Here is an 11,866-nt window from a genome sequence, read left to right on the forward strand (position 1 = left end):
TACTCTCGGCGTCTGGTTGCACACAGGCTACGGTAATTTTCTATCGGTACCCGACGACCTGCAACTGGAACAGCTCGGCTATAAGGGCGTGTTTGGGGAATTTGAGAAACAGCTGATGCCGCAGCGGCGCCAGCAACTGATGGTCGGTTGCGGCCGCGAGACTGGGGAGGAAGCGGAACGTGGGCTTCATGCGCGGCGGGCGTGATGCACTTATAGCGGTTTCGTGAACGGTGCAGCATATTTGCGTCTCGGCGTTGAACGACGACGTAACAACGGCGTGGACAACGAGACGCAAATATGCGTCTCTACAACCGGGGGCACCGTTCACGAAACTGCTATAATTATTTTAAATATCGCCGCCAATGGTTTAGGACTCTGCGCTCGGGCGGGTTTCGGAGCACAAAGCGTCAATTTATTACTACTATTTGACAGTAGCACAGAACTTCGGGTGTGCACATCGGCCCTCCTGACGCAAGACTCGTGTTGTATGCAGTTTATTCTATCAACATTCTTTTCCTCAACAATTCTTCAACAAGCGGCCTTGTGTATTTTACTTCAGGACTAATATTTCTATCATCACTGGTTCTATAGTATTTCCCAGCATCAAAAGCTTCAAAACATTCCCACGCCGCATCTGTGAATGGATACGTTTTAACGAAATAATTATCGGTTACCCAAAATTGATAATATTATTCATAATGCAATCAGCGGCCTTGTAACTAAGTTATTGCCTCCAATATTTTAAAGTATTTTCAATCGAAAATTTCTCAATCAAGGTTGTTGGAAACTCTTTCGGGCTATCAAAAATGTTAGAAATTTGATCTGTGCTCATAATCTAATTTGATAACTATACAAGGATTTTTTCTATGTAAAATCTTTTTTATTCATCTGCTTAAATTTCAGAGCTAAACGTCCAAATCGCATACAACGTTTTGAAACTTGGCGAAGAAGCGTATTTCGAAGCACAAAACTGTCTACCAGCACTGAACTCGCTTTTTTTATCAAACCCCTGTTATAGGTAGACTTTTTGTCCAACGTGGCGTTGTAGTTACCAGATGAAATCAATATTTGCAAATGCTTCGCTTGGTTTAAAGTCCTTGTTAGCTCCAAAATAAATTTCATCTTCGTGGTAAAACAGCAATGCCCAGTTTAAACTTTGGTCAATTACAGTTAGATCATCCGATGAACCATAATAAAAGCTGTCGAAGTATTTTATTAAAAGTTTCCAAGGAACTATCATTGCATCTGTCGGTTGCCAAGAAAGGAAAACGGGTTTATCAAACGCAAGTCCTCTTTGATAAAGCCATTTCTTAATTTCTTTTTCGTTATCTTCTAAAATTATTGCCTTGTCAATTGTTCGAAAAAAATCTTTTTTAAATGGAGCATCTTTGTGCAAGTTTGCTTTTGCAATATAGTCCCACAAAAATTTAGCAGCTTCGTTGTCCAAGGGCTTTAATTGGTCAAGATGTTGGCCGGGCAACTTGTCATATCCCTCTTCTGTAAAACGCTATTTCAGTCCAAAGTCATCTATTGGAATTACGTGTTGAAATATATTATTAAAGTCTATATTCATTTGTCGTTGTGCCGTCTTTTAGGCTTACGTATAATATCTGTATTCCCGCAACTCAGCGCCACCCCAGTTTCGGCAAGCACACCACCGTTGGTACGCTTGCCGAAACTTACCCACATTCCCCGACTTCGCCAACCCGTTACCGATACCCGGTGGCCGGCAGGTGGAACAGCTCGGCGTAGCGGCCGCCTTAGGCCAGCAACTCCTCGTGGCTGCCGGTTTCCTGGCACTGGCCGCTTTTGATGACCAGAAAACACCGCGTATTCCAGCGAATAGCTGGTGCGCCGACCGGCAAAGAGGCGCTACTCCCCCGCCCGGTGGTCCAGAAATTCGCCGGAGGGGTTCAGGCCCTGGCGGCTGATGGTCAGCCGGGGCTTCTTGGCTTTGGCGGGGCGCTGGTCCTTCACGCGGCCCAGCCGTTCAAAGGTGATGGTCCAGATGCTGTCGAAGTCGTCGCTGTCCCATTCCTGCGCGTCCTTCAGGCCCAGGTCGCGGGCAATTTCCACGATGTTGTGGTGCTCCCATACCACCAGCACATTACCCCGCAGCCGACGCAGGCGTTTGGCAAACTGCCGGGAGCTTTCCACCTCGTAGTTCGTATCGATGGTGAGGTTGTGCTGTACGGCGTAGGGCATTACGGTCTGGAGCATCCGCATGCGGGTGGTGCGCTTGCCCCCAATCCCGATTTCCGGCACGAAGGTGTGGCGGGGCGGGGTGGAAAACACCCTGGCCAGAACGGTGGGCAGGGCCAGCGCCCGGTTAAGGCCCGCTACCGACAGGTTGTCGCCCTGCTCCGGCTTCTCGCCGTGACGGATGATGACCACGCGCAGCGGCGGCTCGGGGGCCGGCGCAGCAGTGGGGGCCGGCAGGTGCTGGGGCAGCAACAGCAGCGGGGCAGTGGCCTTCACGACTTCGGTCGGGTCAGCTTCGGGAGTGGCAGCCATGAAGAAAGCGGGGAAATACTGCCAGCCATTCGGCCCGGCGCAAGCTGCATACGCAACGCCCCGGCGCGTGTTCGGCCTACCGGCGCCTACCGATACCCGGCGGCCTGCAACTGGAACAGCTCGGCGTAGCGGCCGCCTTTGGCCAGTAGCCACGAGGGGCTGCTGATTTTCCGAACGGTTTATTCGCGGGGAATCAGCAGATGTTGATTTAGCTCAATCAAGCTGGACTCCGCAAAGAGCGTCAGAATAATCGGCAGGCGGTCAGCAAGCAACTGTAGTAATTCGGCGTTGCTGATGTTGCCAGTGGTGATGAGCAGCAACTGCCGGGGCTGGCGGTTGGTCAGGTAACTGTGCAGAAAATCGGCATCCTTGGTGATGACGATGCGCCCGGTTTCGGCAGCCAGCTGGCGAATCTCGGAATCGGTGGTCCGGTCGCCGTGGGGCAGGTCGTCGGTGTGGAGACAGTCGAGGCCGCGGTAGCGCAGCAGGTGTGCCACCCGCACCGGCAACTGCGCATCCACCAGAAACTTCACGAGGAGGCGTAGGGCAACGTTTTCAGATTGCTCAGCCGCGCCCCATACGTGAGGCAGGCCCGGATATCGGCCTCTTCCAGGGCCGGATAATCAGTCAGAATTTCGGTGTGGCTCATGCCGGCAGCCAGTAGCTCCAGCACCAGCGACACCGGGTAGCGCATCCCGCGAATGCAGGGCTTGCCGTGGCAGATATCGGCCTGAACGGTGATGCGGGAAGTTTCCATACGCGTGAGAGTGACTAAATGACGACGGCTAAAACACGAATTGTCTAATGGCATCCGGTGGTCTGGAGGTGGAATAGCTCGGCGTAGCAGTTAACAAATTTTCAATTTTCAAACTCCCCCATTATCATTTGGTCATAATCGTATCCGATGTCATTGGGGAAATACCCCTTTGCATCTGGATAGATTAATTGTACATATTCAAATTTCTCATTTCCATAAAATCTAGCACTTGAAAGAGTGTATTCTGCCAATTTTTCTTTTGACACTTCTATCAAGTAAATTGGGAACCTATCAGTTATGTCATGCATTTTTTCATTCAGTGGAATACATTTCCTATTTTTAAACTTGTTCACATAATTTTCAATGAGTTCATGTGACAAGTTTTTAGGTAGAGACGAAATAAATATTTCTGGTATAGCAAAATTTCTATAAACACCAGTCGAATAACAAAAGGAAGGCCCATCGTCGGTAAATACGAAAGTTGAGTTATAACCAAACTTTCTGATGTTCTCATCAATATTGTTGTGGTGTTGTCTTATTTGTTCGTCAGTCATAGTTTTTGTTTGATTCACTGCCCAGTACCTATCCTACCGAAACTTACCCACATTTCCCGACTCTACCAACCAGCCCGTTACCGATACCCGGCGGCCTGCAAGTGGAACAGCTCGGCGTAGCGGCCGCCTTTGGCCAGCAGCTGTTCGTGGCTGCCGATTTCCTGGAACTGGCCGTTCTCGATGACCAGGATGCGGTCGGCCATGCGCACGGTGCTGAAGCGGTGGCTGATGAGGATGGCCGTTTTGCCCAGCGTGAGGTCCTTGAAGCGCTGGAACACCTCGTACTCGGCGCGGGCGTCGAGGGCGGCGGTGGGCTCGTCGAGAATCAGGAGCTGGGCGTCGCGCATGTAAGCGCGGCCGAGGGCAATTTTCTGCCACTCGCCCCCGCTCAGGTCCACGCCCCCGTTGAAGCGGCGGCCAATCATCTGGTCGTAGCCCTCGGGCAGCTTGGCAATAACCGAGTCGGCCAGGCTCTGGGCGGCGGCCTGTTCGATGCGGGGGCGGTTGTGCTGCTCCTCAATGCGGCCCACGGCCAGGTTCTGGGCGGCCGGGAGCTGGAAGCGCACGAAATCCTGGAAGATGACCCCGATTTCCCGGCGCAACTCGGCCGGGTCGTACTCGCGCAGGTCGTGGCCGTCGAGCAGGATGCGGCCCTCGGTGGGGTCGTAGAGGCGGGAGAGCAGCTTGACGAGCGTGGTTTTGCCGGCCCCGTTCTCGCCCACCAGCGCCAGCTTTTCGCCGGCTTGCAGCGTGAAGTTCAGGTGGCGCAACGCCCACTTTTCGGCGTTGCGGTACTGGAAGCCCACGTCCTCGAACCGGAAGCCCTCCTGAATGGGGTTGGGGAAGGGGCGCACCGGCCGGGCATCGTCGCGGCGGATGCGGGGCTGGAGGCGGAAGAAGTCGAAGAAATCCTGGAGGTAGAGCGCGCCCTCGGCCACCGAGCTGAACCGGCTCAGTATCCCTTCGAGCAGGCCCCGCATGCGGGCAAACGAGCCGGCCAGAAACGTGAGCTGGCCGATGCTGACGCGACCGTACACGGTTTGCAGGATGATGTAGACGTAGGCCGCGTAGTAGCCCGCCGCGCCCACGGCCGCGAAGAACGCACCCCAGCCGGCGCGCTTCACCACCAGGGCCTTGTTCTTGGCGTAGAAATCGTCGGAAAGCGTGCGAAAACGGTCGGTGAGGAAGCCCGCGAGGCCGAAGATTTTGACCTCTTTGGCCGTATCGTCGGAGGCCCCGGTCTGGCGCAGGTAGTCCAGCTCCCGGCGCTCGGGCGTCCAGCCGTGCACCAGCGAGTAGCTGCGCTCATTGAAGTGCGACTCGCCCAGGAAGGCCGGCACCACGGCCACCAGCAACAGCAGCAGCAGCCAGGGGTTGAACGCGACCAAACCCACGGCCAGAAACCCCATCGTGATGGCATCCTGGGCCTGGCTGAGCACCTGCGACATGAGCACGGTGCGGGAAAGCGTCTGGCGGCGGGCCCGCTCCAGCTTGTCGTAAAACGTGCTGTCCTCGAACTGGTCGAGGTCGAGCTCGGCGGCGTGCTCCATGAGCCGGATGGAGGTCTGGTTGGCGAACAGGTCGCCGAGCAGGGAGTCGAGCAGGGCCACGCCCCGGCCCAGGGCATCGGAGAGAATGGCCAGGCCGAACTCCAACGCAATGAGCGTAAGCACCGGCGTGAGCACGCGCTCGGGGGCCGGCAGACGGCTGAGGCCGATGACGGAGTCGATGATGAGCTGACCCACGTAGAGCATGGCCACGGGCAGGGCCGCGCGCAGCAGGCGCAGGCCCACGTTGCCCAGCGTGAGGGCCGGGCTGGTCTGCCAGATCAGACGCAGGAAGGCCGGCAGGTTTTTGAGGGCCGAAAACCGCTCCCGCACCGAGAGGCCGGGTTTGCCGTCGGCGCGGGGCTTTTTGGCGGAGATGGTGGAGAGAAACGAATCGGAACGAGCCATAGGCCCCGTGTACGGCACACTTCGGGCCGGGGTGCGGGGGCGGCCGTTTTGGCAGGCGGCCGCAGAAAGCCGCATGGCCCGCTTACCGCTGTGCTGCCGGTTGTAGGGTGCGGAGTTTGCCCCTGCCCGTCGTTGAGCGAAGAATGCCGCGAATGTCTGGTCCGAAGCCGGGCGGGGGCAAGCCCCGCACCCTACTGCCCCAGCCGCTGGGGCTTCTTCGTACCCCGCCACCTCCGCCCAATCCTGTACAAGTATTTTCCAAAAACAAAAAATACTTGTACACCCAGTCCATCGTTACTGTACAAGTATTTTCGGAAATCATAAAATACTTGTACAAGCTGCTATGCCCCGTCGTTCCCAGTCCTCGACCAACCTGGTAGTCCGCGTGCGGGCCTGGTTTGGGCTTACTCAATCCAAAATGGCCCTGTACCTGGGCGTGAGTCCCGCTTTCGTCCATTCCGTTGAAATCGGCCGGCGGAAGCTGACGGCTACTTCACTGCTGCCGCTGTTGCCGCTGCTGCGGCATCTGCCCCCCGCCGACACGGCCGACGCGGCTCCCTCATCTCCGACTCCGGTGACCCCAATATCGGCGGCCCCGCCGCCCGGCCTGCCCGCGCCCGAGGCGGCGGAGCTGGACTTCCGGCGGCGGGTGTGCCGGCAGCAGGCGGCGAAAGTGGCGCGGGAACTGGCCGCCCTGGAAGCCCGCGCCCGGGTGGCCGCCCACTGGGCCGAGGCCCTGCCCGCCCTGCGCGAGGCCGCCGCCGCCGTGCCCCCCGACCCCGACAACCCCGACCACGCGGCCTGGCTGCTGGGCTGGCTGACCCGGCAGGCCCGCCCCCTGCCGGCAGCAGCCGCCACCCGCTGGCATCTGCTGCGGGCCAGGGCCGCCGCCCTGGCCGCCGAGCAGGCCGCTCTCAGCGGCGCGCAATAGCGCGGGCCGGGGGCGGCTTCGGCCTGGGGTTCGTACTTTGCCGGCCTTGTTGGTTGTCTTCTTTCGGGGGCGCAGCAACGCTTCGCCCTCCTGCCCATGCTCCACCGCCTCTCCTTTGCGCCCTTCCCCGATACTGCCGCCGCCCACTGGTTTGCGGCCGTGGGCGACGCCCTGGAGGCGGCGGGAACCGAAGGTCTGCTGCTGGCTAACCTGACGGTGGGGGAAACGGCCGCTCTGCTGCCGGCCGTAGTGGTGCTGCCGGGCCGGGTGGCTGTGCTGCGGCCCACGGCAGCTGCTCCGGCGGCGCGGCCGGCCCAGCAAGCGGCGCTGGCTCAGTGGCTGGGCACGTGGCCCGAGCTGCCAGCCGTGGCAGGAGCCACCATTGCCAGCTTCCTCGTGCCGCCCAACGCTGCGCTAGTAGTTGCTGATGCGGCTGGCTGGGCAGTGGTGCCGGCCCCGGAACTGGCCGAAGCGCTGCGGGCGTTGCCGGCCCAGGCACCGCTGACCGCGCCCGTGCTGCAACGCTGGGCCGATAGCCTGACTGAGGAAGACCCAGAGCTCGAAACTGGTTATGAGCAGGCTCCATCGGGTTTCTGGGAGCAGAAAGGCCGGCAGCTCTGGGCCTGGCTGGGGGCCGAAGACGTACCCGCCGACCCGCCCTACGGCCCCACTCCGCCGCCCGCGAACCAGGCGGCCGAGCAGCTACGGCTGGAGCAGCTGCGGCGGCAGGTGCTGGGCGAATTGCAGCAGCAGCGCCAGCAGATGGAAGTCCGCGAAGTGGCCCGGGAGCAGAGCATTGCCCAGCTCCGCCAGCAGCTGGCCGCCACGCCTTCGGCCGCCGCCGAAGTAGTGGCCCTGCAAGCCCGGCTAAGCGCTGAAACGCAGGAGAAAAACGCGCTGGCCGCCGCCATCGACGCCGCCCGGACCGAGGCCGAAGCGCGCAACCGGGAGCTGGAGGCCCGGATGCAGCAGCTGGGCCGGCAGGTGCAGCAGCTCCAGGCGCCACCCGTGGCCGCCGCGCCCGCCCTTGTGCCCGTTGCGCCGCCCGCCCTTCCACCTGCTCCGGTGCGGTCCACTACGGCCCCGGTTTTCGCCGCCGCGCCCGCCACCCGGCCCGCCACCMCGCGGCTCCGGCCCACGCCCCCGGCCGCCGCGTGGCGGCTCCAGTGGCCCCGGGTGGCGCTGGTGCTGCTGGTGCTGGCCCTGGTGGGGATGGGGGCGGTGGCCGTGCAGCGCTACTCCCGGCAGTGGTTCGGAGAGCCGCCGGTACGCCCCCAGCAATCCGCTACCGCCACCGACGAGAACACCGACCAAAACCTGGAAGCCGCCGCCCCCACCCTCTTCGATATTCAGCCCGATACGGTGCAGCTGGACGAGCAGGACTCTGCCGACCCGGCCGGAGTAACGCCGGAGCCAGCCGCTGCGAATCCGGGCGAGATGATGGACTCGGTGGTAGCGCCCGAGGAAGGCATCTGAGCAGGTGCCGTAGCCCTGCTGCTGCCCGCCCCGGGACGGACACTACCGTTTCCCGATGCGCGAAACGGTAGCGCCCCCCTACACGGCGCGGGCTCCGGACGTTGCCGCCTGGAGCCCGCGCCACGTCCAACCAGCAGGTAGCAGCGGGTCATTCCCCGTATCGGTAGTGCCGCCCCCCGCGCCCCGCTACGCCCCCGACGGCACGTAGCGGGGGGTTGCAACGACTACCTCATTTGACCACGAACGTAAACGAAGCCTCCTGCTCAGCATTGATATTACCTACCGAGGGATTATTGACGACTGAAATAGCTAAGCAATGTTGTTTAAATAAGTAAAAATTTGTATTTCCCTCATTTATATAGTAGTAGAACCCGTCGAATCTAGCGTAGCGTTTACCACCATCTGGTGTACGACCCGGTACTAAATAAGTAAGATCAGGCACGGCTTCTTTGCCTCTTCGACCTGCCCAATCATCCAGAAAGTTAGCGCAGAACACACCCCGCCGTTGGGCTACCAAGCCCACCCTCAGTTGGTAACGTCCGCTCGTATAAACATAGCTGACGGGGCTGAACGTGGTGCCAAGATTGGTCAGACTGCCCGTTTTGTTGATGAAAGTGAAATACTCCGTCGCTGAAGGTTGATTTCCTATGCTTCTATCGGGCAAAGTTAACTCAAATAGCCCTAACAGCGTTTTTAGCTCAAAATTCTGCGGAGTGACGGGGTAGGTGTTGCCACTGTAGAACTCGCGCAACTGGTCCGAGAAGTCGGCCGTGAGCCAGAGCGTATCACCCACAGCCACCGTGTCGCGGGCCGTCATCTGAAAGGGCAGTTGGAAGATGAAGTCGGTGTACTCGTTCTCCGGCTTTTCTCCGCAGCCGGACAGTAAGAGCAGAGTTAACAGGAAGTATCGCATGGCTACCATAAGTAAGAAGTAACGAGTTGCTCCATTGTCCTGCCCCCGTGCCCCGCTACGCCCCCGACGGCACGTAGTGGGGCCGGTTGCAACGACTCGCTCATTTGACCACGAACGTAAACGAAGCCTCCTGCTCGGCGTTGATATTGCCCTTTCTAATAGCCGGGTCAGGACTGAGCGAGAGAGCTAAGCAATGCTGCCTAAACAAATAGAAGTTCGTTTTTCCCTCGTTGATATAATAGTAAAAGGTGTTGAAGTTCGCATATCGCTTGCCACCATCAGCCGTGCGGCCTGGCACCAAATAAGATAAGTCAGGCGGAGATTCATCGCGGTTACGACTCCCCCATCCATCCAAGAAGCTGGCGCAAAAGACTCCTTTGTTTTTTGGAACTAAGCCAACTCTGAGGTAGTAACGGCCATTTATATAACTATAAATAATAGGGCTGTTGGTTGTACCTCTGTCTACCAGTTGTCCTATTTTATTTATGAAAGTAAAATCCCCTGTAGCAGAGGGTTGATTTGCCAGATTCTTCTCTGTAATAGCCAGCCTATACAAGCCTAACTTACTGCGCAATTCAAAATTTTGCGGGGTGACAGGGTAGGTGTTGCCACTGTAGAACTCGCGCAGCTGGTCGGAAAAGTCGGCCGTGAGCCAGAGCGTGTCGCCCACAGCCACCGTATCCCGAGCCGTTATCTGGAAGGGCAGTTGGAAGATGAAGTCGGTGTACTCGTTCTCGGGCTTTTCTCCGCAGCCGGCCAGTAAGAGCAGAGTTAACAGGAAGTATCGCATGGCTACCAGCGGTAAGAAGTAACGAGTTGCTCCATCTCCGAGGCCTGCCGGTTATTATTCTGGGACAGCACGCGTTGCTGGTACTTCCGCACGCCCATCACATCAGGTTGCATGGCCCGATAGAGCTGGATCGTCGTATACGAATTCACGTTATCCGTGACCCCGGTAGCAGGTGGCTCTGTGGTATTATCTGTCATGTCGTGAAACATACCGTACACGATCCATCTGTCATCATCATCCGGGTCGTCATTCGGAGTCTGAAATTCTAATCTGTCACGGTTGAACCTTGCGATATTCAAGTTGATAGCATCGTATTTCCGCGCGGCAAAGGTGTTTCCAACGTAGTTTCCCCACGCTTCGCTCACGGCAATCAGACCCGCCCCGTTATCGGTTTTGCGGCCGTAGATGCTGGTGCGGGAGTTGTCGAGCAGCCTTTTCGCGGCGGCCTCCACGATCAGGGTGATGTAGCCCGTCCAGTACAGGTTGCCCGCCTGCCGGTAGTGCACGCTGTGGCCCAGCTCGTGGAAAAACGTCTCATCCAGCTCGTCCGTCAGCAGGGCTTCGCCATTGCCTTCGTAGCGGCACGTAATGTCGGGCAGCTGGCGCTGAACAACGGCTTTGAGCACCTGGCCGGCGGGCGTCAGGGTCTGGCTAATCATCTGCGAGACCAGGGAGGTTTCGGTCAGGTAGCGCAGCATGGGCGTGGCGGCGCTGCTCGTCAGGCGGGAAAAGAGCATGATGTTCAGGTTGGCCGGCGGGGTCGGAATACCGCTGGCCGCGCAGTAGGCGTACATATCGTCCACGGTATTGAAGAGGGTGGCCGCCGTCCAGCTCAAAGCGCCTTTGGTGGTGGCGTCGGCCTGGTAGCTGAAGTGGTAGCGCAGGCCCTGCATCTGGCTGCCGGTGTAGGAGCCCAGCTGGTGGCGGATGGGCAGCACCAGCTCCCAGGGCCGGGCCAGCGTCCCGAACGTAATGCCCCGGGTGGTGGCCCGCTCGGTTTTGAACTCCACGAACACCTTGGCCTCCCTGCGGTAGCCCTGCCCGATGCTAAAGCGCCCGTTGCCGTCGGTGCGGGCCTGGCCCAGCGTAAACCAGCGCCGCGACTTCACCTCCACGTTGCGCAGCGGCACGGCTCTACCTCCGATTGCTGGCCGGGTGCGCTCTTCCACCGTCACGGTGCCGCCGCGAGTAGCACCAGCAAGGGCACGGCCAGGAGGCGGGAAAGTTGTTTCATAGAATAAAAAGGAAAGGATGAAAGGAACGGCGGGAGCAGTTCCGGGGAGCGGAGGTGGATCGCGCCCGGCTAATCGGATAGGATAGCGGTGCTGCCGCCGGCTACGCGGCGGGCTAAGGCGCTCCAAGTACGCACTTGCCCGTAGATTCTCAAGCTGGCAGAAAAAATATTTTCCGCTCTACCCACCGTTGAGGCCCGTCTTTCGCCCGACGAAAAGGCCGCGTTGCCCGGCGAAACAGTTGCCAGCCGTAGCAGGCAGTGGCGGCGGCGGGCGCATCCGCCCGGTCGGGCCGTTTCCTGGGGGCCGGGGCCGCCGCCGCCGTACATTCGCGGCCCCCATGCCCCTCGTTACCACCGCCCCCGCTCCTACTTCCGCCCGCGTGTACACCCACACGGCCGGCTTCTGGCTGATGTGCCTCTCGTCGCTGCTCTTTTCGATGAGCTTCAACATGTTGCTGCCCGAGCTGCCCGACTACCTCACCCGCCTGGGCGGGGGCGAGTACAAGGGCTACATCATTGCCCTGTTCATGCTCACGGCCGGCCTGGCGCGCCCCTTCTCGGGCAAGCTCGCCGACACCGTGGGCCGCATCCCCGTCATGGTCTTCGGCTCGCTGATCTGCTTTATCTGCGGCTTCTTCTACCCGTTCACCGTCACCGTCGCCGGCTTCCTGGGCCTGCGCCTGCTCCACGGCTTCAGCACCGGCTTCAAGCCCACCGGCACGGCCGCCTTCATCGCCGATAT

At 59.3% G+C, this 11,866-nt stretch carries 14 protein-coding genes; 4 read left to right on the top strand and 10 right to left on the bottom strand.

Translation table 11 applies throughout. The features are described from left to right. Positions 1-40 precede the first annotated feature (40 nt). From D0T11_RS22625 to D0T11_RS16205, 7 genes are all read right to left on the bottom strand, one after another. Entirely contained in the window at positions 41-190 is a 150-nt protein-coding gene (locus tag D0T11_RS22625; RefSeq protein ID WP_182888452.1) for a hypothetical protein, read from the bottom strand. A gap of 858 nt (positions 191-1,048) precedes the next feature. Further along, positions 1,049-1,447: a hypothetical protein gene (locus D0T11_RS22190; protein ID WP_147374692.1), complete on the bottom strand. Its 399-nt coding sequence runs from the start codon at positions 1,445-1,447 to the stop codon at positions 1,049-1,051. Positions 1,448-1,872: 425 nt separating this feature from the next. Next, positions 1,873-2,514, bottom strand: coding sequence for a histidine phosphatase family protein (locus D0T11_RS16185; protein WP_119656845.1), 642 nt, complete (start codon positions 2,512-2,514; stop codon positions 1,873-1,875). A 179-nt stretch (positions 2,515-2,693) separates the two neighbouring features. Further along, positions 2,694-3,047, bottom strand: a complete 354-nt coding sequence (locus D0T11_RS16190) for a DUF5615 family PIN-like protein (RefSeq protein ID WP_119656846.1) — start codon at positions 3,045-3,047, stop codon at positions 2,694-2,696. Continuing rightward, positions 3,044-3,271: a DUF433 domain-containing protein gene (locus D0T11_RS16195; RefSeq protein WP_119656847.1), complete on the bottom strand. Its 228-nt coding sequence runs from the start codon at positions 3,269-3,271 to the stop codon at positions 3,044-3,046. The genes D0T11_RS16190 and D0T11_RS16195 overlap by 4 nt, the downstream gene beginning before the upstream one ends. 101 nt (positions 3,272-3,372) lie before the next feature. Beyond that, positions 3,373-3,825 carry a DUF4262 domain-containing protein gene (locus tag D0T11_RS16200; RefSeq protein ID WP_119656848.1) on the bottom strand — a complete coding sequence of 151 codons (453 nt, stop codon included), beginning with the start codon at positions 3,823-3,825 and terminating at the stop codon, positions 3,373-3,375. A 77-nt stretch (positions 3,826-3,902) separates the two neighbouring features. After that, entirely contained in the window at positions 3,903-5,780 is a 1,878-nt protein-coding gene (locus D0T11_RS16205) for an ABC transporter ATP-binding protein (protein ID WP_119656855.1), read from the bottom strand. 343 nt (positions 5,781-6,123) lie between these two features. Between D0T11_RS16205 and D0T11_RS16210 the strand changes: the two genes are divergently transcribed. The 3 genes from D0T11_RS16210 to D0T11_RS22630 all read left to right on the top strand — a co-directional run bounded on the left by D0T11_RS16210 (position 6,124) and on the right by D0T11_RS22630 (position 8,395). After that, on the top strand, positions 6,124-6,711 hold the full coding sequence (locus tag D0T11_RS16210) for a helix-turn-helix domain-containing protein (protein WP_147374693.1): 588 nt from the start codon (positions 6,124-6,126) through the stop codon (positions 6,709-6,711). A 96-nt stretch (positions 6,712-6,807) separates the two neighbouring features. After that, on the top strand, positions 6,808-8,187 hold the full coding sequence (locus tag D0T11_RS16215; RefSeq protein ID WP_119656850.1) for a hypothetical protein: 1,380 nt from the start codon (positions 6,808-6,810) through the stop codon (positions 8,185-8,187). Positions 8,188-8,242: 55 nt separating this feature from the next. Beyond that, entirely contained in the window at positions 8,243-8,395 is a 153-nt protein-coding gene (locus D0T11_RS22630) for a hypothetical protein (RefSeq protein WP_182888453.1), read from the top strand. Positions 8,396-8,416: 21 nt separating this feature from the next. On the opposite strand, the gene D0T11_RS16220 is transcribed toward D0T11_RS22630, so the two are convergent. The 3 genes from D0T11_RS16220 to D0T11_RS16230 all read right to left on the bottom strand — a co-directional run bounded on the left by D0T11_RS16220 (position 8,417) and on the right by D0T11_RS16230 (position 11,020). After that, a complete protein-coding gene (locus D0T11_RS16220; RefSeq protein WP_147374694.1) occupies positions 8,417-9,100 on the bottom strand; it encodes a hypothetical protein in 684 nt (227 codons plus the stop codon). 100 nt (positions 9,101-9,200) lie between these two features. Beyond that, positions 9,201-9,890, bottom strand: coding sequence for a hypothetical protein (locus D0T11_RS16225; protein ID WP_119656852.1), 690 nt, complete (start codon positions 9,888-9,890; stop codon positions 9,201-9,203). Between the two features lie 2 nt (positions 9,891-9,892). Beyond that, positions 9,893-11,020 carry a hypothetical protein gene (locus D0T11_RS16230; RefSeq protein WP_119656853.1) on the bottom strand — a complete coding sequence of 376 codons (1,128 nt, stop codon included), beginning with the start codon at positions 11,018-11,020 and terminating at the stop codon, positions 9,893-9,895. A 442-nt stretch (positions 11,021-11,462) separates the two neighbouring features. Between D0T11_RS16230 and D0T11_RS16235 the strand changes: the two genes are divergently transcribed. Beyond that, on the top strand, positions 11,463-11,866 hold a 404-nt coding region (locus tag D0T11_RS16235; RefSeq protein ID WP_245990938.1), incomplete at its 3' end, for an MFS transporter.

This window comes from Hymenobacter rubripertinctus (assembly GCF_003583925.1).
Classification (GTDB): domain Bacteria; phylum Bacteroidota; class Bacteroidia; order Cytophagales; family Hymenobacteraceae; genus Hymenobacter; species Hymenobacter rubripertinctus.

Coding starts and splice junctions, on each gene's coding strand:
- D0T11_RS22625 (WP_182888452.1), bottom strand. CDS start 190: ATGAAGCCCACGTTCCGCTTCCTCCCCAGTCTCGCGGCCGCAACCGAC.
- D0T11_RS16185 (WP_119656845.1), bottom strand. CDS start 2,514: ATGGCTGCCACTCCCGAAGCTGACCCGACCGAAGTCGTGAAGGCCACT.
- D0T11_RS16195 (WP_119656847.1), bottom strand. CDS start 3,271: ATGGAAACTTCCCGCATCACCGTTCAGGCCGATATCTGCCACGGCAAG.
- D0T11_RS16200 (WP_119656848.1), bottom strand. CDS start 3,825: ATGACTGACGAACAAATAAGACAACACCACAACAATATTGATGAGAAC.
- D0T11_RS16205 (WP_119656855.1), bottom strand. CDS start 5,780: ATGGCTCGTTCCGATTCGTTTCTCTCCACCATCTCCGCCAAAAAGCCC.
- D0T11_RS16210 (WP_147374693.1), top strand. CDS start 6,124: ATGCCCCGTCGTTCCCAGTCCTCGACCAACCTGGTAGTCCGCGTGCGG.
- D0T11_RS22630 (WP_182888453.1), top strand. CDS start 8,243: ATGCGCGAAACGGTAGCGCCCCCCTACACGGCGCGGGCTCCGGACGTT.
- D0T11_RS16220 (WP_147374694.1), bottom strand. CDS start 9,100: ATGCGATACTTCCTGTTAACTCTGCTCTTACTGTCCGGCTGCGGAGAA.
- D0T11_RS16225 (WP_119656852.1), bottom strand. CDS start 9,890: ATGCGATACTTCCTGTTAACTCTGCTCTTACTGGCCGGCTGCGGAGAA.